Origin of the sequence: Cellulosimicrobium sp. SH8, from assembly GCF_025818875.1 — a bacterium.
GTDB classification, from domain to species: Bacteria; Actinomycetota; Actinomycetes; order Actinomycetales; family Cellulomonadaceae; genus Cellulosimicrobium; species Cellulosimicrobium cellulans_D.
The window spans coordinates 112,827-135,981 of the sequence record NZ_JAMXMH010000004.1 but is presented as its reverse complement, the minus strand read 5'-3'; the positions used below and the strand labels follow the sequence as shown (position 1 = coordinate 135,981).

General features: G+C 73.4%; 17 protein-coding genes. 11 read left to right on the top strand and 6 right to left on the bottom strand.

The features are described 5' to 3' along the window. Positions 1 to 14 precede the first annotated feature (14 nt). Positions 15 to 1,418, bottom strand: a complete 1,404-nt coding sequence (locus NF338_RS07210) for a hypothetical protein (RefSeq protein ID WP_264030149.1) — start codon at positions 1,416 to 1,418, stop codon at positions 15 to 17. Positions 1,419 to 1,428: 10 nt separating this feature from the next. Continuing rightward, positions 1,429 to 1,812: an SHOCT domain-containing protein gene (locus tag NF338_RS07205; protein WP_264030148.1), complete on the bottom strand. Its 384-nt coding sequence runs from the start codon at positions 1,810 to 1,812 to the stop codon at positions 1,429 to 1,431. 185 nt (positions 1,813 to 1,997) lie between these two features. Between NF338_RS07205 and NF338_RS07200 the strand changes: the two genes are divergently transcribed. From NF338_RS07200 to NF338_RS07160, 9 genes are all read left to right on the top strand, one after another. Further along, complete coding sequence (locus NF338_RS07200) at positions 1,998 to 2,552, top strand: SHOCT domain-containing protein (RefSeq protein ID WP_264030147.1); 555 nt, start codon at positions 1,998 to 2,000, stop codon at positions 2,550 to 2,552. A gap of 137 nt (positions 2,553 to 2,689) precedes the next feature. After that, the gene (locus NF338_RS07195; RefSeq protein ID WP_264030146.1) at positions 2,690 to 3,727 is read left to right on the top strand and encodes an ABC transporter substrate-binding protein; all 1,038 of its coding nucleotides are present in this window, start codon (positions 2,690 to 2,692) and stop codon (positions 3,725 to 3,727) included. Next, complete coding sequence (locus tag NF338_RS07190; RefSeq protein WP_264030145.1) at positions 3,724 to 4,542, top strand: ABC transporter ATP-binding protein; 819 nt, start codon at positions 3,724 to 3,726, stop codon at positions 4,540 to 4,542. Before NF338_RS07195 ends, NF338_RS07190 begins: the two co-directional genes overlap by 4 nt. Next, positions 4,539 to 5,435 carry an ABC transporter permease gene (locus tag NF338_RS07185; protein ID WP_264030144.1) on the top strand — a complete coding sequence of 299 codons (897 nt, stop codon included), beginning with the start codon at positions 4,539 to 4,541 and terminating at the stop codon, positions 5,433 to 5,435. Before NF338_RS07190 ends, NF338_RS07185 begins: the two co-directional genes overlap by 4 nt. A 55-nt stretch (positions 5,436 to 5,490) precedes the next feature. Continuing rightward, positions 5,491 to 6,150 carry a GntR family transcriptional regulator gene (locus NF338_RS07180; protein WP_021483335.1) on the top strand — a complete coding sequence of 220 codons (660 nt, stop codon included), beginning with the start codon at positions 5,491 to 5,493 and terminating at the stop codon, positions 6,148 to 6,150. Positions 6,151 to 6,214: 64 nt separating this feature from the next. Further along, positions 6,215 to 7,171: an Ldh family oxidoreductase gene (locus tag NF338_RS07175; protein WP_264030143.1), complete on the top strand. Its 957-nt coding sequence runs from the start codon at positions 6,215 to 6,217 to the stop codon at positions 7,169 to 7,171. Next, positions 7,168 to 8,484 (top strand): acyl-CoA thioesterase/BAAT N-terminal domain-containing protein, encoded by a 1,317-nt coding sequence (locus NF338_RS07170; protein ID WP_264030142.1) that lies wholly within the window; start codon positions 7,168 to 7,170, stop codon positions 8,482 to 8,484. The genes NF338_RS07175 and NF338_RS07170 overlap by 4 nt, the downstream gene beginning before the upstream one ends. Positions 8,485 to 8,548: 64 nt before the next feature. Next, positions 8,549 to 9,412: a DUF1684 domain-containing protein gene (locus NF338_RS07165; protein ID WP_264030141.1), complete on the top strand. Its 864-nt coding sequence runs from the start codon at positions 8,549 to 8,551 to the stop codon at positions 9,410 to 9,412. A gap of 362 nt (positions 9,413 to 9,774) precedes the next feature. Continuing rightward, complete coding sequence (locus NF338_RS07160; protein ID WP_264030140.1) at positions 9,775 to 13,668, top strand: PQQ-dependent sugar dehydrogenase; 3,894 nt, start codon at positions 9,775 to 9,777, stop codon at positions 13,666 to 13,668. A 134-nt stretch (positions 13,669 to 13,802) separates the two neighbouring features. Here the strand turns inward: NF338_RS07160 and NF338_RS07155 are convergent, their stop codons facing one another. Further along, positions 13,803 to 14,918 carry an FUSC family protein gene (locus tag NF338_RS07155; protein ID WP_264030139.1) on the bottom strand — a complete coding sequence of 372 codons (1,116 nt, stop codon included), beginning with the start codon at positions 14,916 to 14,918 and terminating at the stop codon, positions 13,803 to 13,805. Positions 14,919 to 15,113: 195 nt separating this feature from the next. On the opposite strand from NF338_RS07155, the gene NF338_RS07150 reads away from it, so the two are divergent. Both NF338_RS07150 and NF338_RS07145 read left to right on the top strand, forming a co-directional pair. Further along, complete coding sequence (locus NF338_RS07150; RefSeq protein ID WP_264030138.1) at positions 15,114 to 16,310, top strand: zinc-dependent alcohol dehydrogenase; 1,197 nt, start codon at positions 15,114 to 15,116, stop codon at positions 16,308 to 16,310. 4 nt (positions 16,311 to 16,314) lie between these two features. Next, a complete protein-coding gene (locus NF338_RS07145; RefSeq protein WP_264030137.1) occupies positions 16,315 to 16,863 on the top strand; it encodes a hypothetical protein in 549 nt (182 codons plus the stop codon). Here NF338_RS07145 and NF338_RS07140 read toward each other — a convergent pair. The 3 genes from NF338_RS07140 to NF338_RS07130 all read right to left on the bottom strand — a co-directional run bounded on the left by NF338_RS07140 (position 16,839) and on the right by NF338_RS07130 (position 23,006). Next, the gene (locus NF338_RS07140) at positions 16,839 to 17,066 is read right to left on the bottom strand and encodes a CDGSH iron-sulfur domain-containing protein (RefSeq protein WP_264030136.1); all 228 of its coding nucleotides are present in this window, start codon (positions 17,064 to 17,066) and stop codon (positions 16,839 to 16,841) included. The genes NF338_RS07145 and NF338_RS07140 overlap by 25 nt on opposite strands. Next, entirely contained in the window at positions 17,063 to 18,241 is a 1,179-nt protein-coding gene (locus NF338_RS07135) for an iron-containing redox enzyme family protein (RefSeq protein ID WP_412846311.1), read from the bottom strand. The genes NF338_RS07140 and NF338_RS07135 overlap by 4 nt, the downstream gene beginning before the upstream one ends. A 223-nt stretch (positions 18,242 to 18,464) precedes the next feature. Further along, positions 18,465 to 23,006, bottom strand: coding sequence for a TIM barrel protein (locus NF338_RS07130; RefSeq protein ID WP_264030135.1), 4,542 nt, complete (start codon positions 23,004 to 23,006; stop codon positions 18,465 to 18,467). Positions 23,007 to 23,155: the final 149 nt, after the last annotated feature.

The window sequence follows — 23,155 nt, the reverse complement described above, 5'->3', positions numbered from 1 at the left end:
CTCGACGGCGTCGATCACGACGAGCTCGCCGGCTCGGTGACCACGGGCGGTCGGGCGAGGATCTCGACCACGACGAGCAGGAGGCCGGCGACGAGCGCGACGCCGACCACGAGGCCCGGCGTCAGGGATCCGGCGAGCAGCAGGACGACCGCCGCCGCCCCGATGACCACGACGCGCACGAACGCCTTGTGCCGCCCGAGCCAGTCGCCCACGGGACCCGCCGAGACCCCGCGGCCCTCGCCCCACCCCCGCACGGCGGCGCCCATGCGCCCGAGCCCCGCTCGCAGGCTGCGCGCGGACTCGCTCGAGCCGCCCAGGTACGCGGCGAGCGCGACGACCAGGCCGAGCACCCCGACCGTGCGCAGCGTGAGGCGCAGGTACCCCACGGCCTGGTCGAACACGACCTCGGCCGCGTCGAGCCGCAGGACCTGCCCGGAGAGCGCCCCGAGGTAGAGGCCGCGCGCGACCGCGAGCCCGACGCCGAGCCCGACCATCGCCCCCGTCAGCGCAAGCCCGGCGACGACGAGCGCACGCGCCCGACGGTTCGCGACGAGGACACCGGCGGCGAGCAGACCGAGCGCGACCCACGGCAGCCACGTCGTGAGCGTCACGATCTGCGCGTACCGGTTCTGGAGCATGACGAGCTCCGCGGACTGCGCGATGGTGAACGTCGCGTCGACCGACGGGATGCGCGCGGCCACGTCCAGCCCGCGGTCGACGAGCCGCTCCTTGAGCAGGTCGATCAGACCGGAGAGCTGGATGCTGAGGCGGCCGTCGTCGACCTGGAGGATGTCCCCGTCCTCGCCGCGCATGACCGAGACGAGCTGCTGGTGCGCCACGCGGTTCGCCTGGAGCCAGGCGCCCTCGAACGCGTCGCTCTCGACGAGCCGGGTCGCGGTCTCGTGCACCAGGGACTCGACGCCGCTCTGGAGCGGCGCCTCGAGCGCGGCGAGCGCCTGGGTGGCGCGCGGCGGGACGTCCCGCTCCTCCAGCCCTCCGACGAGGTCGTCGACGAGCGCCCCGACGTCGATGCGGGACATGACCTCCTCGGTGAGGCGTCCCGCGACGGCGGACTGCACGACCGGGTCCGCGGCGAGCGGGCCGACGGTCGCGACGTACCGGTCGGTGTCGGTCAGCTCGCGCTGCGCCCACGCCGAGACCGCGCCCAGTGGGGCGAGCAGCGCCCCCAGGGTGATGAGCACGGCGCACGCCACGGCCCGCAGCCGGCGCCGCGGACGGCGCACGGCGGTCGGCGGCGCTGTGCCCGTGCCCAGCCCCGCCCCGTCGCCGCCCGGGGCTGGTCGTTCCTCGAGGCGGCGCCGCAGCTCCGCGTTCTCGCGCTCCAGCGCGGCGAGCCGTGCGGCCACGTCGTCGGTCGCGGTGCCGGCCCCGGTCCCGGGCTCGCTCTCGTCGGTCATCCCCGGCCTCTCAGGCGAGCGCTCGCGCCTTGAGCTGGGCGAACTCGTCCGCGTCGATCGTCCCGGCGTCGTAGAGCGCCTTCGCGTCCGCGATCTCGCTCGCCGGCGAACGGCCGGTGCTCGCGGTCGCCCGGACGTAGTCGTCCATCACCTGACGCCGCGCGCGGTCCTCCTCGGCGTGCCGTTCGGCCATGCCACGACCCCGGGCGATGACGTAGACCAGCGCCGACAGGTAGGGGACGAAGATCAGGGCGATGATCCACAGCGCCTTCCACCAGCCGCTGAGCGCCTTGTCGCGGAACAGGTCGGCCACGATCTGGAACAGGACGACGAGGTAGGCGATGAAGAAGAACCACCACACCATGAGCCAGAACCAGTCCCAGAAGCCGTCCATGGGGCACCCCTCGTGTCAGGTCGCGAACGTTCGCGATGCTCTCACTGTGGGTCGAGGAGCGCCATCGGTGCTCACCCGCCGGGGGTAGTCGCCGACGTACCGTCCAGGGGCCACCCGCACCGGGTGATCCGCGCCGCCCGGTGCGCGCACATCCTGGACCGACGTGGGCGAGCCGGGAGAGGCGCATGGACGGCACGACGATGGTCGAGGTGACGGTGCTGGGGCCCGTGACGCTCCCTGCCGCCGACCTGGCGGAGCTGGGCGTGCGCCGGACCGCGGAGTGCACGCTGCTCGAGGCGACGGTGCGCGACCAGGCCGCGCTCTACGGGTTGCTCCAGCGGCTCGCCGCGCTCGGTCTCGAGCTCGTCGAGCTGCGCACCGCGACGCCGGGGCAGCGGGCCGACGTCGAGGTCGTCGTCCGCGGTCCCGTGGGCGCGCTGGTGCAGGAGATGCTGCGCGACGTCGGCCACGCCCTCCCGGGGTCGCTCACGTCCTACCGGCTCCGTGACACCGACCTGGCCGGCCTGCTCGCCGTGGCCTCCGGCCTGCGCGAACCCGCCTCCGGCGACGACCCACCGCCCACTGCTCCTCCGGACCCGCCCGCCACGCCGGGGCAGCGCGCGTCCGACGCGATGGACGTGCGGATCGCGCAGCTGCGCGAGCTCGCCGCTCTGCGCGACCAGGGCATCCTCACGGACGCCGAGCTCACGGAGCAGAAGGCGCACATCCTGGGGAAATGACGGGCCGATGCCGTCCGACGTTACATCGTCCCAACATCCGAGACATCCGGGGTCCCGCTAGGGCCAACTGATGCACTAGCGCATAGTGCCAAGCACATCACGACGCGCTTGCTCGTGTGTCAGACCCAGGAGGACTCATGGCTATCTCACGCCGCTCGTCGATCACCATCTCGCTCGTCGCGGCGGCAGGGGTCCTCGCGGGCTGTGCGGGCGGGAGCGACCCGTCCGGCGGCGGGGACGATGCCGCGCCGCAGATCTCGTTCCTCTACTCCCCCTACGCGGACTACGCGCCGTTCTTCCTCGCGGAGGACAAGGGGTACTTCGAGGAGGCGGGCGTCGACGTCGAGCTCCTCGCCAAGGGCGGGACGTCCGGCGAGACCTACCAGCTCGTCAGCACGAACAACGTCACGGCCGGCGGCGCGACGTGGGGCGCGGGCCTGTTCAACGCCACCGAGGCCGGCGCGTCGCTCTCGGTGATCGCGAGCGTCTCGCGCGTGCCGGAGAGCGGGCCGAACCCGGCACCGTTCGTCGTCGCGGCCGACTCCGGCATCACGTCGATCGAGCAGGTCGCCGGCAGCCGCGTCGGCATCCCCGGCGACGGGGGCTTCGGCATCTACTCGGTGGCCAAGGCACTGGAGGCCGGCGGCCTCACGCTCGACGACGTCGAGCTCGTCAACGTCGGCCCGCCGGAGACGGGTCCCGCGCTCGTGGGCGGCTCCGTCGACGCCGCCTGGTCGATCGAGCCCATCTCGTCGTCGCTGGAGAGCGAGGGCATCGCGTCCGAGATCCTCCCGATCGACTACCACGCCGGCACCGAGCTCGGCGCCCTGGTCTTCAGCACCGAGTACGTCGACGAGCACCCCGACGCGGTCGTCGCGTTCACGGCCGCGTACCTGCGCGCCGCCGCGGAGCTCGAGGCGGGCGGCTGGGACGACCCGGCGAACCAGGAGATCATCGCGCGGTACACCGAGCTGCCCGTCGAGACGCTCACGTCGCTCGCGCTCACGGAGCAGGACCCGACGGGCGAGATCGACTGGGAGGACGTGCACGCCCAGGAGCAGTTCTTCCGCGACCGCGGCACGCTCGAGTACGAGGGCGAGGCGGACGTCGAGAGCATCTTCCGCGCCGACCTCCTCGAGCAGGCGCGTGAGCGGGCCGCGGAGCTCGGCTCGTGACGGCCGTCTCCGTCGAGGGCCTCTGGAAGGGGTTCCACGACCGTCGCCGCGACGACGTGCTCGTCGCGCTCCAGGACGTGTCGCTCACCATCGAGGACAACGAGTTCGTCTGCGTGCTCGGACCCTCCGGGTGCGGCAAGAGCACCCTCCTGCGCATCCTCGCGGGCCTGGAGGAAGCCGACCGCGGGACGGTGACCATGGCGGCGCGACCGTCCGTCGTCTTCCAGGACCACGGCGTGCTGCCGTGGCTCACGGTCGAGCAGAACGTCGAGTACCCGCTGCGCCTGCGCGGCGTGCGACGCTCGGCCCGGCGCGAACGCGTCGCCCCCCTGCTGGACATGGTGGGCCTCACGGAGTTCCGGGGCTTCTACCCGCATCAGCTCTCGGGCGGCATGCGGCAGCGCACCTCGGTCGCGCGGGCGCTGGCCGACGACGGCGCGACCCTCCTCATGGACGAGCCGTTCGGCGCGCTCGACGAGCAGACGCGCGTCGTGCTCCAGCAGGAGCTGCTGAAGATCTGGTCGCAGACCTCGCGGTCGGTGCTCTTCATCACGCACAGCGTCGACGAGGCGCTCGTGCTCGCGGACCGCGTCGTCGTCATGTCGGCCCGGCCCGGGCGCATCCTCGCCGACGTGCGGGTCCCGTTCGACCGCCCGCGCGACATCCTCGAGCTGCGCCGCGACCCCCGCCACGGCGAGATCACGTACGAGCTGTGGCGGCTGCTGCGGGACGCGGAGGCGCAGGACGCCGAGGCGCACGACGCGGCGGGGGCGGACGAGCGCTCCGCCGCGGGCGTCCGGGAGGCGGTCGCATGACGACCCCGACCGACGAGCGCACCACCGCCCGCCCGACCGGTCCTGCCGCGAGGGGCGGCGCCCCGGACGCGCCCCGCGACGCCGACGACCGCACGGCCGAGATCACGCGCGAGCTGACGGAGAAGCTGCGCCGGAAGCGGACGGGACGCGTCGTGCGGATCGTCGGGCCGTTCACGCCGCTCCTGCTCCTCGCCGTGTGGGAGCTCGCGAGCCGGACGAACGTGCTCGACGCGCGGTTCTTCCCGCCGCCGTCGTCGATCGCCGAGACCTTCGCGCAGCTCGTCGGGAGCGGCGAGCTCTTCGAGCACGCGGGCATCACGCTCACGCGCATCGCGATCGGGTTCGTGCTCGGCGCCGTGCCCGGGCTGGTCCTGGGGATCGCGCTCGGGTCGGTCACGACCCTGCGCACGCTCCTCGGGCCGATCTTCGCGAGCCTGCTGCCCGTGCCCAAGGTCGCGATCTTCCCGCTGCTGCTCCTCGTGTTCGGCCTCGGCGAGGCGAGCAAGTACGTGATCGTCGCGATCGGCGTGTTCTTCTACGTCTTCTACAACGCGATGGGCGGCGTGCTCCAGACGCCGCAGATCTACTTCGACGTGGCGACCGCGAACGGGGCGGGCCGGCTCCAGCGGTGGCGCACGGTCGCGCTGCCCGCCGCGCTGCCGAGCATCTTCACCGGGCTCAAGCTCGCCGTGGGCGGCGCGTTCGTCATCATCGCGGCCTCGGAGTTCGTCGGGTCGCGCAACGGCCTGGGCTACCTCATCTGGAGCTCCTGGACGACGTTCGCCGTCGCGAAGATGTACGTGGGCATCGTCACCATCTCCGTGCTGGGCTACCTCTCCACGACCCTGGTCACGGTGCTCGAACGACGTCTCGTGCCCTGGTCCCGTCAGTAGGAGGCAGCATGAACCGAACCCACCACGACCCGTCCCGCGTGCCCGGGGCCGACGCATGAGCGTCGTCCCGGCCGCGGACCGGATCTACCACGAGCTGCGACGCCGGATCATCTTCACCGAGCTGCGCCCTGGCGAGGAGATCGACGTCACCGAGACGGCGTCCGAGTTCGGGACGTCGCGCACGCCGGTGCGCGACGCGCTGCACCGCCTCGACCACGACGGCCTCGTGGACGTGCGCCCGCGCGCGTTGTGCCGCGTCGCCCCGGTGACCCTCAAGACGCTCGTCGACGTGCTCGACGTGCGCGAGGCGACGGGGCCGATGGCGACGCGCCTCGCGGCCGCCCACGCGAGCCCGGCCGAGGTCGACGAGCTCGCGGCCATCGCCGAGGGCACGTACCCGCAGGCGCAGGACGTGCAGTCGATCTTGTCGGCGTCGCACCTGTTCCACTGCCGGGTCGCGAAGTACTCGCGCAACCCCCGGCTGCACGCGATCACCGAGCTGGCGCTCGAGGACCTGGAGCGGGCGTTCCGGCTCTGCGGCCGCCAACCCCTGGAGCCGGGGCCGCCGCTCGACGACCACCGGCTCCTCATCGAGGCGCTGCGCGCGGGCGACGGCGAGCGCGCCGCCCGGCTCGAGCTCGAGCACATCCGCCGCGGTCGCAGCGTCGTGATGGGCCTCGCGATCGACTCCGGGGCGTTCTTCGGCGACGACTGAGCGTCTCCCCCGCCCCGATCCACCCGCACGACCCGCCCCACCCCGACCACCCGAGAGGACCGCCGTGCCCGCCACCCCCACCGTGCGCGTCGACGCCGCGGACGCCCGTGCCCGGGCCCGCGCGGCGCTCGCCGCCCACGACCCCGCCGATGCCGACCTCGCGGCCCGCGCCGTGGTGGCGGGGGACGCGTCGGGGTGGCCGGAGTTCGGCCTCGCGCTCCTCGTCCGCGAGCTGCGGGACGCGCACGAGCGGACGACGGCGGAACGGGCCGGGACCGCGGGACCGTCCGCCGTCGTGACCGGCGCGACCGCGACGCTCGACGCGTACGACCTCCCCGGGCCGGTCGCGCTCGCCGCGGCGGTCCGCCGGGCCGCGGGGCTCGCGCGCGGGCACGGCGTCGGCGTGGTCGCCGTGCGCCACGCGGGCGGGACGGGGCGCGTCGGCGCGTACGTCCGGGCGCTCGCCGAGGACGGGCTGGTCGGGGTCGCGCTCGCCCAGTCCCCCGCGACCGTCGCCCCGTACGGCGGGACCGCCCCCGTGGTCGGCACGAACCCGCTCGCCGTGGCGGTGCCGCGGGACGGGCAGGGGCGTGCGCTCGTCGTGGACGCCGCGACGAGCGCCGTCACGCTCGCCGACGCGCGGCGCCGCGCCCGGGAGGGCGATCCCCTGCCCGACGGCGCCGCGCTCAGCCCCGACGGCGAGCCCACCCGGGACGCGGGCGCCGTCGGCACGCTGCTCCCGGCCGGTCTGCTCGGGTCCCTGCTCGGCCTCACGGTGGAGGCGCTCGCCGGGCTGCTCACCGGCGCACGAGGCGACGCCGTCGGGCGCGGGCTCTGGGTGCTCGCGCTCGACCCCCGCGCGTTCGGCGCCGAGGACCTCGCCGACCGGGCGGACCGCCTCGGCGACGACTGGACGCGCGCCGGAGGACGCCTCCCGGGCGCCCGGCCGGACGCGGAGGCGTTCGACGTCGACCGCGACGTCTGGGACGCACTGGACCCGGCGACGGGAGGCGCGCCGTGACGCTCCGGCTCACCGTCAGCCCCGCCGACGACCTGCTCGACGTCGCCCGCCGCATCGAGGTGAGCGGCGCCGCACCCGGCGCGCTCGTCACTGTCCGCGCGACGACGGACCGCGCCGGGACCGCCTGGTCCGCCCGCGCGACCTACCGCGCGGACCGGGCCGGCACCGTCCGGCTCGACCGTGACCCGCCGGTGTCCGGCGACTACGGGCGCGTCGACGGGATGGCGCTCCTCACGTCGCAGCGGCCCGACCCGACGCCCGGCACGACGCCGGACGCGGCGCCCGGTCGGCCGCCCACGACCGACGTCGCGCGTCCGCTGCGCTCGCGCCTCGACGCGTGGGACGAGTCCGACGGCACGCAGCGCGCGACGGCCGACCTCGTGCAGCGCTGGACCGGACCCGGGGTGCGACGCCGCGACGTCCGCGAGGGCGGGCTCGTCGGCACGCTCTTCGTGCCGCCGGGCGACGGCCCGCACCCGACGATCGTCGTGCTCAACGGCTCCGGCGGCGGCATCAACGAGCAGCGGGGCGCGCTCTACGCGTCGCGCGGCGTGCAGGCGCTCGCGCTCGGCTACTTCGGCGTGCCCGGCCTGCCCGACCACATCACCCGCACGCCGCTGGAGTACTTCGAGACCGCGCTGCGCCACGTGCACCGCGAGCTCGCGCCGCGCGCCGGCGTCGTCGTGGTGAGCGGCCAGTCGCGGGGCGGCGAGCTCGCCCTCCTGCTGGGCGCCACCTACCCCGGCCTGGTGGGCGCCGTCGTCGCCTACGTGCCCGGGGCCCACGTGCACGGCGCCCAGGGCGCCGCGGACCCCGCGCAGGGGTGGGACTCACCCACGTGGACGCTGGGCGGCGAGCCGCTCCCGCACCTGTGGCAGGGCAACCCCGGCGTGACGTGGCAGCCGTGGACGGGCGGGCCGCCCCCGGACCGGTACCGCGACGTCTACGTCGACGGCCTCCGCGACCGGGGATTCGCCGCCGCGTCGCGCATCCCCGTCGAGCGCATCGCAGGCCCCGTCGCGTGCGTCTCCGGGATGGCCGACGGCCTGTGGCCCTCGAGCATGTACGCGCGCCAGGTCGTCGAGACGCTGCGCGCCGCGGACCACGCGCACGAGACGCTGCTGCTCGACTACCCCGACGCGGGCCACTCGATCGCCCTGCCGCACCTCCCCGTCGCCCAGGGCCCGACCCGCCACCCCGTCTCCGGCATCGAGCTGTCGGCCGGCGGGACCCCCGCGGGCAACGCGTTCGCCGACGCCGACTCGTTCGCGCAGGTGTGCGCGTTCGTGGAGCGCGCGACGCGCGTGCCCTGACGCGCACCCCTCGACCCTGAACCTGTCCCGACCTGTGACCCGACCCATCGACGAGAGGACCGACATGTCCGCAGTGAGCGCCGAGTACCGCCAGGAGTGGGAGCGGTGGCACCGCGCCCGGATCGACGAGCTGACGAGCCCGTACGGGTGGATGTCCATGGTCAGCCAGGACTGGCTGACGGGCCCGGAGCCGCTCGAGGTCGAGGGCGTGCCCGGCACCTGGTCGGTCCAGGACGACGAGGTCGTGTACACGCCTGACGGCAGCGGGGAGACCGTCACGCTCGACGGCGCACCCGTGACGGCGCCGACGCCCGTGTCGACCGGCCACAAGTACTCCCTCGTGCCCGCGTTCTTCGGTGACCTGCGCGTCGAGACGATCCGCCGCACCGACGCGACCGGCCGCCAGATCTTCGGCGTGCGCGTCCGCGACCCGCGCGAGGCGGCCGGCAAGCGCCTCGACGACATCGAGACGTTCCCGCTCGACGAGCGCTGGGTCCTCCCTGCGCGGTTCACGCGGACGGCCGAGCAGGCGTCGGACTACCCGACGGTCGAGCGCGGGGTGTTCGAGGAGCAGCGCGTGATCGGCACCGTCACGTTCACCCTGGACGGGACGGAGCACACGCTCCTCGTCGCCGGGCGCCCGGACGACGACACGGGCATCGAGCGCGGCAACGCGCACTTCACCGACACCACGAGCGGCAAGGAGACCTACGGCAACGGCCGGCTCGTGCGCGTCCCCGACACCGAACGGGACGGTGACACCGTGGTCGACTTCAACCGCGCCTTCTCCTTCCCGTGCGCGTTCACGAACTTCGTGACGTGCCCGCTCGCTCCGGCGCAGAACCGGCTGCCGGTGGCGGTGACCGCGGGCGAGAAGAAGCCGCCACTCCAGATCGACCGCATCCAGACCTTCGCGCGGGCCTCCTGACCCGTCCGCGCGACGCCCTCACGGCGGGCGACCGGCACGTCCGGTCGCCCGCCGTCGTCGTCTCCGCGGCCGCCTCGGCGGCGCGCGGACGGATCTCTTGACACGCGGAAAGCGCTTCCCTACGCTGCGAGAGTCGCGCACACGGACGTGCAGCTCGAGCCGGACGGGAGAGCCAGGACGCGGCGGCCGAGGGGCCGCCACCGACCGTGCGCGCGGCCCGTGCGGACCCCGGCGCAACGACGCGGCCGAGGAGAACCGGCGGAGTGCAGGAGCCCGACCCGGCGACGGACGGCCGGCGGGTCGGAGACATGACAGCGCTCACCGCTGTCGTGCCAGCACCACCCGACGAAACGGAGCAGACGATGACGTCTACGCATTCGAGCCGACGAGGGAGAGCCGCGATCGCCCTCTCCCTCGCGGCCGTCCTGGGGGGAACCCTCCTCGGACCACCGGCGGCCGCGGAGGAGGCCGCCGACGAGTTCAGCGAGGTCCTCAGCTTCGAGGCCTACCAGCGCACCGCGCTGAACGGCCAGGACGGCTGGACCGCCTCGTCCGCCGCCCGGGTCGTCGCCGACCCGCTCAACGGCAACAACCAGGTGCTCGAGATGGTCGGAGGCACCCAGCGCGCCCACCGCGCCGTCCCCGGGATCGCCGACGGCACGACCGGGACCGTGTTCTTCCGCTTCCTGCGGACGGGGAGCGTCGACACGTCGTTCGGCATCACGGACAACGACGCGCCGTCCGACTACGCGCACAGCCGCGCGTACGTGAACAACCAGAACAACGACGTGATGCTCGTGCGCGACGGCGGCGCCTTCAAGCCTGCCGGCGTCTGGTCGCGGGACACGTGGCAGTGCGTCTGGATCGTCGCCGACAACGCGACGGACAAGGTCAGCGTCTACAGCCAGGGCGGCCCGTACGAGGAGATCACCCGGCTCCCCGAGGGCACGGAGCAGCAGTTCGGCTTCCGCCAGGGCGTGACCTCGGCGCTCGACCGGTTCTTCTGGATCAACGGCGCCAGCAGCGCGGGCCGCCTCATGCTCGACGACGTCGCGGTCGACACGGCCGGGCAGAACCTCGCGATCCCGACGGGCAACCCCGCCGACTGCGCCGCGGGCGGGACGACGCCCAACGAGCCGCTGCTCAACCCGCTGCCCGACCCGACGCCGTCGACCCTCGGCATCGAGGTGACGGAGCTCGCCCAGCTCCCCGCGTCGCAGACGACCCCGGCGACGCAGGACCCGCGCCTCGTGCGCCACAACCGCATCACGCACCTCGACGAGATCCCCGACGGCTCGGGCCGCCTCATGGTGCCCGACAACAACGCGGTCCTCTACACCGTCGACAAGGACACGGGCGCGTACGTGCCGTACCTCGACGTGCGCCAGCAGTTCCTCGACAACTTCCACAACAGCGCGGGCCTCGGCACCGGCCTCGGCTCCGCCGAGTTCCACCCCGACTTCGCCGAGAACGGCCTGTTCTACACGGTGCACACCGAGGGCGGCACGGCCCTGACGGAGGACACCCCGGACTACCCGGCGTACGGCAACACCCAGTTCCACAGCGTGGTCACGGAGTGGAAGGCGACCGACCCGTCCGCGCCGGTCTTCGCGGGCACGAGCCGCGAGGTCCTGCGCGTGCCGTTCGCCGGCCGCGTGCACACGGTGCAGCAGATCGCGTTCAACCCCACGGTCTCCGAGGGCGACGCCGACTACGGCAACCTCTACGTCCTCGTGGGCGACGGCGGCAACGGAGTCGGCAACGGCAACCCGCAGAACCTCGCCACGCCCCAGGGCAAGATCTTCCGCATCGACCCGCTGGGCACGAACGCCGCGAACGGGCGGTACGGGATCCCCGCGGACAACCCGTTCGTCGGGACGGCCGGCGCGCTGCCGGAGATCTACGCGGTCGGCATGCGCGACCCGCACCGGATCAGCTGGGACCCCGAGGGCGACCACACGATGTACCTGGGGCACATCGGCGAGTGGCAGGTCGAGTCGGTGTACGCCGTCGAGCCGGGCGACAACTTCGGCTGGTCCGTGCGCGAGGGGTCGTTCCGCGCCGACAACCGGCAGATCTACCCGCTGCCCGCGAACGACGCCGAGAACGGCTTCACGTACCCCGTGGCCGCCTACGACCACAACCGCGACCCCGGCCAGACCGGCGACGCGGGCGTCGCGCTCAACGGCGGGTTCGTCTACCGCGGCGACATCCCCGAGCTGCGGGGGCGCTACCTCTTCACGGACCTCGTGCGCGGCTGGGTGCTGGCCACCGAGGCGGACGAGATGGTCCGCAACGACGGCGACCTCGAGGACCTCGCCGAGATCGAGCACCTGCGCGTGTTCGCCGACGGGCAGGAGACGACGTTCCAGGAGCTCGTCGGCGACCAGCGCGTCGACCTGCGCCTCGGGTCCGACGCCGACGGCGAGCTGTACCTGATCTCGAAGGCCAACGGGAAGATCTGGCAGGTCACCGGCGCGCGGCGCGCCGGGGCGTCCTCGCCCGTCGTGCTCCCCGAGCTCGCCGGGAACGTCGCGGCGCACTACGACTTCGACCACCCGGTCGCGGGCTCGACGACGTGGGAGGCGGACCAGGGCTGGTCCGGCACGAACATCCAGCTCGTCAACGGCGGCGTCGAGATGCGCGTGGCCGACCGGGCCTACCCGGGCGCGGGCGAGGCGCTCCAGACGCAGCAGATGAGCCCGCTCACGTCGTCGAACGACGACTGGAAGGCCGGCGTCTACGACCCGGCGGGCGTGGACTCGCTCGGCGCCTTCGCGGACGCGGACGAGATCTCGGTCATGGGCTGGTTCAAGCCGACCGGCGAGCACCCGGCCCTCAACTCGGGCACGGCGAACCCCGACGACCGCTACAACGCGATCGGCCTCGCCGGGGTGCTGACCGGAGACTCCGACGGTCATGCCGTGCGCGCGCTGCTCGAGGTCATCACCGTCGGTGACGAGCTCAAGCTCGTCGCCCTCGGACGCCGCGTCGACGGCGGTGGCTCGTGGACGTTCGCGGCCGACCTCCCGTGGGACCAGATCCTCGAGCGCAACCGCTGGGTCCACCTCGCGGCGACGTTCGACTTCGCGGGCGGCGAGATGAAGCTCTACAGGAACGGCGAGGAGCTCGCGGGCCGGTACACGGCCTCGAACCCCTGGGGCGCCGGGGCCACGTCCCCGACCGACCCGCGGGGGATCAAGATCGGCGGCAGCTTCCCGCAGGACACGCGCGAGGCCAACCCGTTCCACGGCCGCATGGACGACCTCATGTTCCTCGACACCGTCCCGACGCCGGAGCAGGTCGCGGCGCAGTACGCCCGGTTCGGCGCGCAGCCGGTCGAGCCCCCGGCGCCGCCGTCGTGCGCGCCGGCGGGCGAGCCGATCACGGACGTGATGGCGGCCGAGAGCTGGGCGCCGCGGACGCCGTCGAAGTGGCAGTTCCCCGGCGACGCGGTCGTCCTCGCTCAGGTGGGCGACAACCCGAACGACGGCATCCGCCGCCCGTTCGAGTACGCCGTCCTCACCGAGGGCCCCGAGCTCGGCTCGTTCGCGCTCGACGCCGAGGTCAAGCTCGACGCCCCGGCCTCGGTGAACAACCGGGACGTGATCGTGGTGTTCGGCTGGCAGTCGGACACGGAGTACTACTACGCCCACCTCTCGCAGGACAACACGATCTACGCCCACAACGGCATCTTCAAGGTCGACGGGAAGGACCGGGAGCGGATCGACGACCAGTGGGACGGCGCGGTCGGTGCTCCCCCGGCCGTGACGGACGAGGAGTGGCACGACGTGCGCGTCGTGCGCTGCGCGGACAGCGGCGACATCGCCGTGTACCTCGACGGCCTCGACACCCCGCTCCTCACGGCGAACGACACGACGTTCACCGAGGGTCGCGCCGGCTTCGGGTCGTTCGACAACACGGGGAGCCTGCGCGGCCTCGTGGTCACGCCGGCCGCGGAGCCGGCCGGGGTCGAGCTCGACGTGGCGGTCTCCCCGCGGTGCCTCGCAGGCAAGGCGTACCTCGCCGTCGCGGCGACGAACGCGTCCGACGTCCCGGCGGACGTGACGCTCACGACGGCGTTCGGGTCGCGGACGGTCGCGGCCGTCCAGCCCGGCCAGGCCGCCTACCAGTCGTTCGCGTCGCGGGCGACGGCGTTCGACGCGGGGACGGTCACGGTCTCCGCGACCGCCACGGTCGACGGCGAGGAGGTGTCGAGCGAAGTCGTCGAGCACGCGGCGCACGCCTGCGGGTAACGCCCGGCTCCTGGCCCGGGGGTCCTGACCCCCGGGCCTGACCGCACGAACCGCCCCGGGTCCGCCCAGGCTGCGTCCGACCAGCCCGCGGGACCGGGGCGGTTCGTGCGTGCGCGGGCCGCGGTCGCCGGCTGTCACCCGGCCGCGAGCGCCACCCCACCGCGCCGGACCGCGAGGACGAGCGAGCCGGCGACGAAGTAGTCCTCGTCGACCTCGTGCCGCGCCTCTCGGACCGCCCTGCGCAGGTCCTCGGCGCGGGCGGCCAGGGCGCGCAGCGCCTCCTCGTCGGCGGGCTCGGTGCCGACGGAGCGCAGGGCGGCGGCGTAGGCGCCGAGCGCACGGGCCGCGAGCGGGCGCAGGCGGGCTCCCAGCGCCAGGTCGTCGCGCCCCTCGCGCTCCCACTCGACGAGGAGCCGGACGAGCGACCCCACGACGTCCGCGGACACCTCCAGCTCGTGCGAGCGCCGCACCTGGGAGACCGCCCAGTACCGGTGCCGGCGCAGGCGGAGGTTCGCCCGCGCGGCCTCGCGCGTGCGTGCGACGGCATCGCGCGCACGGGCGAGCGTCGGCTCCACCTCGCGGCGGCGCTCCTCCCACTCCTCCGCGGACGGCGGCCGCTCCCCGTCGAGCCCGTCCGCGAGCGCCTCGACCTGGTCGACGAGCGTGTCGCGCAGCTCGTCGAGCGCCTCCTCGGTCGGCGTGAGGGGCAGCGGCGGGAGGAGGAGGTTGATCCCGACGCCGATGGCCGCGCCGACGACGACGAGCCCCGCATACGCGCCGACGAACTCGACCTTGGCCGCGTTGCCGATGATGAGGACGAACAGCGCCGACGTCACCGCCCACGTGCCCATCTCGCCGAAGCGACGCCACCCCGCGCACAGGAGCGCGAGGCCGACGACGAGCGCGACGGACAGCGCGCTCGGGGAGAGGACGAGGTCCACGCCGCGCGCGATGGCCGCGCCGACGAGGATCGCGAGGATCGCCTGGGTGGACTCGCGGACCGAGCGGGCGAGCGTGCTCGTCGTCGCGACGACGGCGCCCAGCGGCGCGTAGTAGGGGTAGTCGGAGAACGGCTCGGGCGCGAGCTCGCCGACGAACCAGGCGAGCGCGGCCGCGACCGCGCCCTTGACCGCGAGCGACCAGCGGGGGTGCCGCACCCAGCGCCGCGCCGCGCTGGCGAGCGCACGGCGAGCCCAGGTCGCACCCTCGCCCCCTGGCACGTGGGGCGCTGCCCGGTCGTCGGTCGTCACGAGCACGAGGATCGCCCGCCGTGCCCGCACCCGCACGTCGCCTCGGCCGCGGCGGCCCGGGGTGTGAGCGGGACGGGCCGGTGCTTCACTGTCGGAGTCGGTGCAGAGTCCCGCCGACGCCGTCGGGCACGGTGGCGTCTCAGGCGTGCTGACGCCGCCGCGGTCGGCACGACGACCACGGAAGGACGACGACCCATGCGAGCACTGACCTGGCAGGGACGCGAGAAGGTGAGCGTCGAGGACGTGCCCGACCCCCGGATCGAGCAGCCCACGGACGCGATCGTCCGTGTGACGTCGACCGCGATCTGCGGCTCGGACCTGCACCTGTACGGGGTGCTCGGGATGTTCCTCGACGCGGGCGACGTCCTCGGCCACGAGGCGATGGGCGTCGTCGAGGAGGTGGGCCCGGAGGCCGGGGACCTGCGTGTCGGCGACCGCGTCGTGATCCCGTTCAACATCGCGTGCGGGCACTGCTGGATGTGCGAGCGCGGCCTGCAGACCCAGTGCGAGACGACGCAGGTGCGCTCCCAGGACAAGGGTGCGGCCTTCTTCGGGTACACCAAGCTCTACGGCCAGGTCCCCGGGGGCCAGGCCCAGTACCTGCGTGTGCCGCAGGCCCAGTACGGGCCCGTCGTCGTGCCCGACGACGGGTCGCCGGACGAGCGCTACCTCTACCTGTCGGACGTCCTGCCCACCGCGTGGCAGGCGGTCGAGTACGCCGACGTCCCGACCGGCGGCACGGTCGTGGTCCTGGGTCTCGGCCCCATCGGGCAGATGTCCGCGCGGATCGCGCTCCACCGCGGGGCGGCGCGCGCCGTGGGCGTCGACCCCGTCCCGGAACGACGGGCGATGGCGGAGCGGCACGGGGTCGAGACGCTCGATCCCACGGCCGTCGACGACCTCCCCGCCGCGGTGCGCGACCTCACTGCGGGTCGTGGTGCCGACTCCGTGATCGACGCGGTCGGCATGGAGGCGCACGGATCTCCCGTCGCGGAGGCGACGCAGAAGGTGGTGGGCCTGCTGCCCGACCTGCTCTCCGCCCCGCTCACCGAGCGCGCGGGGGCCGACCGCCTCGCGGCCCTGTACGCCGCGTTCGACCTCGTCCGCCGCGGGGGCACGGTCTCCGTCTCGGGCGTCTACGGCGGCGCCAAGGACCCCTTGCCGATGATGCAGCTCTTCGACAAGCAGCTGACCCTGCGCATGGGACAGGCCAACGTGCGCCGGTGGACGGACACCCTGTTGCCCCTGGTCGCCGATGCCTCCGACCCGCTCGGGGTCCTGGACCTGCGCACGCACCGGCTCTCCCTGGAGTCCGCGCCCGCGGCGTACGGGATGTTCCAGCGCAAGGAGGACGGCTGCGTCAAGGTCGTGCTCGACCCGTGGTCCGAGTGACTCGATGACCAGCACCCGGCACACCGACCGCGACCTGCTGGCGATCTACCTCGACGACCACGTGGCGGGCGCGACGGTCGGGGTGCGCCGCGTCGCGAGGATGGCCCGCGCGTACGCCGGGACGCCCGTGGGCGCCGTCCTGGGCCCGCTGGCCGACGAGCTTCGGGACGAGCGCGCGTTCCTCCTGGTCACGACCGAGCGCCTCGGCCTTCGTGCCAGTCGCACCAAGATCCTCCTCGCCGCCGCGGCTGAGCGGATCGGGCGTCTCGCGCCGAACGGACGGCTGTCCCGGTCCTCGCCGCTCTCGGCCCTCCTGGAGGTCGAGCTCCTGCGCTCGGCGGTCATGGGCAAGCAGAGCGGGTGGCGATCCCTCGCCCAGCTCCCCGCGGACGTCGACGTCGACCGGGCGCGCCTCGCGGAGCTCGACCGGCAGGCGCGACGACAGGTAGACGACCTGACGGCGCTGCTCGACCGCCTGCGGCCGGCGGTGCTGACGCGACCGTCCGCGGCTGCTCCCCCTGCACCTCCTCAGGACCCGTCACCGCTGCGGTAGCCGTTGACCTTGTGCGTGCCGTCGCACCACGGCGGGATCGCCGTCCCGCCGCACCGGCAGAGCGCGACGGTCGCGCGGTGCCGCTCGATCTCTCGCCCCGCCAGGTCGACGAGCCGCACCGGCCCGCGCACGAGCAGCGGACCGTCGGGGCAGGCCGTCACGACGACCTCCTCGGTGCGCGCCGCGCGTGGCTCCCCCGTCACCCTCGGCCTCCCCCGGTCACCCCGGACGGACCGATCGGGACCCGCAGCGCCGACTCCCCCCGCTCCCAGCGGTCGAGCGCCAACGCGCCGACGTCCTCCTCGACGGCGAGGCAGGCGGCCGCCCCGAGCAGGACGTCGTCGAGCATCGTGGGGTCCTGCTCGACCAGGCCGCCGGCGAGGTCCCGCCCGGCGATCTGCTCGTGCACCGCGTCCGCCTCGACGTGCTCGTCGAAGTACCAGGTCGTGTCCGCGTCGTGGCCGAGGCGGCGGAACCCGTTCCCGTAGAGGCGGCTCGGTACGGACGACGTCATCTCGAACGCGGCGAGGTGCCCGACGATCGCCCCGCGCAGCCGGCGGTGCAGGCCGAACAGGGACATCGTGTTGACCGCCGCGAGGACCACGGCGGGCACCGCGTCGACATACCGCCCGTAGGTGTCGTCGAGCCCGACCCCGCGCATCGCGCGCGCGAACAGCTCCGCGTGCATGCGTCCGGGCCGTCCCCCGCCGTACTCGTCGGCCTGGATCTCCACGAGGGCGGCCTTGGGCGCGCCCGAGATCCGCGGGAGCGCCCACGTGTGGGGGTCGGCCTCCTTCAGCTGGTACAGCGACTTCAGCACCAGGAGCTCGCGCGCCTGCTCGGCGTCGGCGCGCCGGGCGACGTAGCGGGACAGGCTCGGTCCGTCGTCGGCGGCGGCGAGCTCGAAGAGCCGCCGTGCGACGCCCGCGGCGTCCGTCGTCGCGCACTCCGGCTGCCCGGCGCGCTCTCGCACCGCCGTCTCGAACGGGGCCTCGAGCCGTGCACGGACGGCGAGCAGGTCCGGCGCCCACTCCCAGGCGTCGTCGACGCCGTCGACCCCGCGGTAGTGGAGCTCGTACAGGACCGTGAGGGCGAGCTGGACGTCGTCGTCCCGGAGCAGCGCGCCGGTGGCCGCGTCGAGCGCGGCGGGCACGACGTCTCGGACGGGTCGCAGCCGCTCGGCCGCGTCCTCCCCGGGCGCACCCGCGCCGAGCGCGGAGAGGAGCGCGGCGGTCAGGGGACCGCGAGGCTGTGGCATCGGCAGGCACCCCGCGCCCGGCGCCGCGGGAGCGCCCGACACGGTCCCGGCGGTGGTCGGAGAGGTCGCGGTCGCCGCTGCGGTGTCCGAGACCTGGGCGGGTACGGCGGTGGAGGTCATGGCGGTCCTCGCTCTGGCGTGGTCGGCGCCCCTGCTCGACACCACGGCCATGCTGTCCACGTTCGGCCCTGCTCGCGAGCCCAGCGGCCGTACCACGGGCCCCGACACGCCGACGGCCCGGGTGACGAGGGCTCCTCGTCACCCGGGCCGCCGGTGGTGCGACCAGGTGAGGCGACGTCGGACGTCCGCCTCACCTGGCCGTCAGGCCGCTGTCAGGCTGCCGTCAGCCGCACGACAGGGCGCCGTGCTCCGCGGTGACCGTGCCCGTGCCTCCCTCGGCGTCCGTCGCCGCGACGCTGACGCTGCCGGCGCCGAGCTCGTCCGACCGGGTGCCGAACGACTGGTAGGCGTTCTTGCCCGGTGCGACGTCCTCGAACGTCTTGGTGCCGTAGGGCGTCTCGATCGTGATGTCGAGCGGGACGTCCTCGTCGTTGAGCGCACGGACGGCGAGGTACGCCTTGCCCGCGAGGCACCGCGGCTGCGCCGTCACCGCGACCGTCCGCTCGTTCACCCCGGCCGGCTGGCCGGTGAGGTACTCGAACCCGGTGGTGGCGAAGCCCTCGCCGTCGGCGGCGAGGTCGTATTCCATCACGTAGTAGTCGACGCCGGCCTCCTGCGCGGCCGCAAGGATCTCCTGCAGCGGCACGTCACCGTCACCGAGGTTGGTGAACGTCGGGCCGTCCTCCTCGCCCAGGTTCACCGCGTCCTTGATGTGCGTGAGCGCGATCCGGTCGCCGTACTGCTCGAGCAGCGCCGGCACGTCCACACCGGCGTGTGTCGCCCAGCCGACGTCCAGCTGGAACGTCACGAGCTCCGGGTCTGTCTCGCGGACCAGGATCTCCCAGGCGGAGAGCGTCTCGCCCTCGTGCTCGTACGTGGTGGTGAACTCCCGGTCGTGGTTGTGACCGAAGAACTTCACCAGCCCAGCGTCCACGGTGCGCTGACCGAGGCGGTTCATCGCCTCGGCGGTGGCTAGCGTGTTCTCGTAGGTGCCGATCCCCGGGGAGGGGAAGCCGCCCGAGCCCACGTACTCCTGGCCCAGCGTGGAGACGTAGTCGAGCGTGGCGTCGAACGTGCTCTCGCCGACGTCGTAGTGCGAGGACTTCACGCTCAGGCCGTACGAGTCGGCCAGCGCCCGGAACTCCTCCGCCGTATAGCCGGCGAAGTTGCCGCCGAACGGCTCGATGTTCTGGAACCCGATCTCGGACAGGCGCTCGAGGACGGCCGGCAGGCCCACCTCGTTGACCCACGGGATCAGGGAGAACATCTGGATCGAGACCTGGTCCACCGGGACGGTGACCGGCTCGGTGGGCTCGTCCGGACCGCCCGCGGGCTCGCCGGTGAGGTACTCGTACCCGGTGGTGGCGAAGTCCTCGCCGTCCGGGGCCTGGTCGTACTCCATGACGTAGTACACGACACCGGCCTCGGCCGCGGCGGACAGGATGTCCTGCAGGGGCACGTCCCCGTCACCGAGGTTCGTGAACCTGATGCTCGAGCCGAGCCCCGTCGCGTCCTTGATGTGCAGGAGCTCGATCCGGTCGCCGTGCTGCTCGAGCAGCGCCGCGACGTCCACGCCCGCGTGAGCGGCCCACGCGACGTCCACCTCGAACGTCACGTACTCCGGGTTCGTCTCCGCGACGAGGATCTCCCAGGCGGACATCTCGACGCCGTCGTGCACGTACTTCGTGGTGAACTCGCGGTCGTGGTTGTGCCCGAAGAACTTCTCGAACCCGGCGGCCACGGCCCGCTCGCCGAGGCGGTTCATCGCCTCGGCGGTGGCCAGCGTGTTCTCGTAGGTGCCGATCCCCGGGGAGGGGAAGCCACCCGAGCCCACGTACTGCTGCCCGACCTCGCCCACGTACTCGAGGGTCGTGTCGAAGTCCGCCTCGCCCACGTTGTAGTGCGACGACGGCGCCTTCAGGCCCGCTGCGTCGGCCTGCGCACGGAACTCCTCGCCCGTCAGGCCGGCGTAGTTGCCGCCGTACGGCTCGACGTTCTGGAGCCCGATCTCGCCCAGACGGTCGAGCACGGCCTGCTGGCCGTCCGCCCGGACCCACGGGATCAGCGAGTAGAGCTGGATGGACACCTGGTCGGCCGGGACGACGACATTGCGCCCGAAGGTCAGGTTGTCGACGTCCACACCGCCGGTGCTCGTCACGACGAGCGTCCCGGTGCCCTCCGGCACCTCGGTGAGCGTGCGGCTGGCGTCCTTCCAGGTGTCACCGGCGAAGCGGAACTCGGCGAGCGAGTCGACGGTCTCGCCGTCCGCACCCACCCAGCCGAGCGAGACGGTGCCCTCGCCGCGGCCGATCATGGTCACGCTGTTGATCGGGTCTCCGGTCGGGGCGTGCGTGAAGGCGATCGGCTGGTAGGAGAACGAGTCGCCCTCGTCGAGCGAGGAGACGTAGTACCCGGCGTCCGCCGTGTCGTCCTGCACGAGCTCGACGCCCTCGGCCGCGTCGTACCACTCCGCCTGCTGCTCCTGCGGCTTGAGGATGTGCGTGGCCTCGCCCCGGATGGCCGGGACGCTGCCCTGCGCCTGGTCGGTGTAGGTCACGACGAGGGTGCCGTAGATCTTCTCGCCCTCGCCGTGCTCGACCGCGTCGGGGCTGGTCTGGATCGTGAACCCGCACCCGTCCGCCGTGTCCGTGGCCCGCCCGCTCACCTCGGGGTGCGCGTGCGTGTTGTGGCCCAGACCGAACGTGTACTGGATGTTGCGGCACGTCGGCTGGTCGCCGTCCTCGGCGTCCTCGACCGAGACGGTGTACGGGACGGCGTCGCCCCAGTCGAAGATCGCACCGTCGGGCTGGTCCAGGGTGATGACGGGGGCGGTGTTGCCGACCGTGACCTGCTGGATCGCGAGACCGAAGTTGCCGCCCGCGTCGGTGACGCGCAGCTGCACGTTGTACTGGCCGAGCTCGGTGAACGTGTGCGTGACGGTCACGTCCTGGGCGTCGTAGACGCCGTCGGAGTCGAAGTCCCAGTCGTAGACGAGCTCGCCGGCCGGGGTCTCGGCGTCGGTCGAGGCCGACGCGTCGAAGGTCACCTCGAGCGGCGCGGTGCTGCCCGAGACGGGGTCGGCCGAGATGAAGGCCCGCGGGTGGGTGTTCGACGACCCGTAGACGACCTTGTACAGGCCGGCGTCCGGGTTCTGGCGGAAGAAGCCGTCACCGTACTCCAGCACGTACAGGGCGCCGTCCGGACCGAACTCCATGTCCATGACGTTGTCCCAGATCGGCTGGTTGACCGTCTCCAGGTGGTCGTTCGGCAGGAAGTTCTCGACCGCGGTGACCTCACCGGCGGACGAGAGCTCGTCCAGGGTGAACGCCGCGACGTAGTCCTGCGAGAACTCCGCCATGAACGGGTGCCCGTCCCAGTACTCGGGGAACTTGACGTCCGAGTCGAGGTTCTCGTCGTAGCGGTAGATCGGGCCACCCATCGGGGCCTGGCCCGTGCCGCCCCACGCCGTCAGCGGGTCGAGCAGCTCCGGCTGGTCGCCGGGGTTGTCGCCGTAGTAGACCTGCGGCGCGGTCGCCGGCGGCACGATGTCCAGGCCGGTGTTCCACGTCGAGTTGTTCTCGGCGCCGGCCTCGCAGTCGAAGAAGTCGCCCGGCGTCGACGTCGCGTAGTCCCACTCGTTGTAGTTCGCGTTGGGACCGTGGCAGTACGGCCAGCCACCGTTCATCGGCTCGGTCGTGAGCTGCCACTCGACGTAGCCCATGGGGCCACGGTTCGGGTCCGCCGCCGCCGCGTCGGGGCCGTAGTCGCCCCACACCAGCGCGCCCGACTCGACGTCGTAGTCGATCCGGAACGGGTTGCGCACGCCCATGACGTAGGTCTCGTCGCGCACGAGGTCCCGGACGTCGTCGTACTGCGGGTCGTCGAAGAGGTTGCCCTCGGGGATCGTGTACGTGCTCCCCGGGCCGACCTCGGTGCCGGCGGCGAGGTCCTCGATCGGGTTGATCCGCAGGATCTTGCCGCGCAGGTCGTTGGTGCTGCCGGCGCCGCGACGGTCGTCGAAGCCGGGGTTCATGCCGGGGGCGTTGTTGTTCGGCGCGTACCCGTTCGCGCCCGGGGTGCTGGCGGGGGTGTTGTCACCGGTGGACAGGAACAGGTTGCCCTCGGCGTCCCACGCCATGTCCGCACCGACGTGGCAGCACTGCCCGCGCTGCGCGTCCACCTTGAGGATCTCGCGCTCGGTGGAGAGGTCGATGGCGTCGGTCGCCGGATCCCACGTGAAGCGTGAGAGCTGGTTGTACCCGAGCCACTGGTCCCAGTAGCTCTCGTCCTCGCCCGCCGGCAGGGAGTTCGGCGCGCTCCCCGTCGGGGTGGTCTCCGGGTACTCCACGCCGGAGGGCGATGTGCCCTCCATCACGCGGGGCGCGTAGACCAGGTACAGCCAGTGGTTCTCCTCGAAGTCCGGGTCGAGCGAGATGCCCTGCAGCCCGTCCTCGGAGTTGGAGTAGACGTCGAGGTCCGCGATCTGGGTGGTCAGGCCCGTCGCGGAGTCGGTGAGTCGCACGACGCCGTCGCGGGCCGTGTGCAGGACGCGCGAGTCGGGCAGGACGGCGAGGTCGATCGGCTCGCCGGTGTTCTTGCTGAGCAGCACCTTCTCGTAGTTGTCCCAGTCGGTCGCCTCGTCGGCGGCCGGTGTCGCTTCCTCGTGCCCGGGGTGCGCGCCGGCTGCGCTGATCGACAGCGGTACCAACACCGCGGCGGACAGGACCGCGGCGATCCCTCGTCTGGCGAGCCTGCGAGGGCCCATGGTCGTTCGTCTGTGCACGACGTCCTCCTTGACGCGTCACGCGACGGCGGTGACCGCCGGACCAGCAGCGCCAGGCACGTGCGCTCCCGATGCGGCCGCACGACGATCACCGTCGATCGGTCGGCTCCGGATGGCTGGGCCTCGAACGT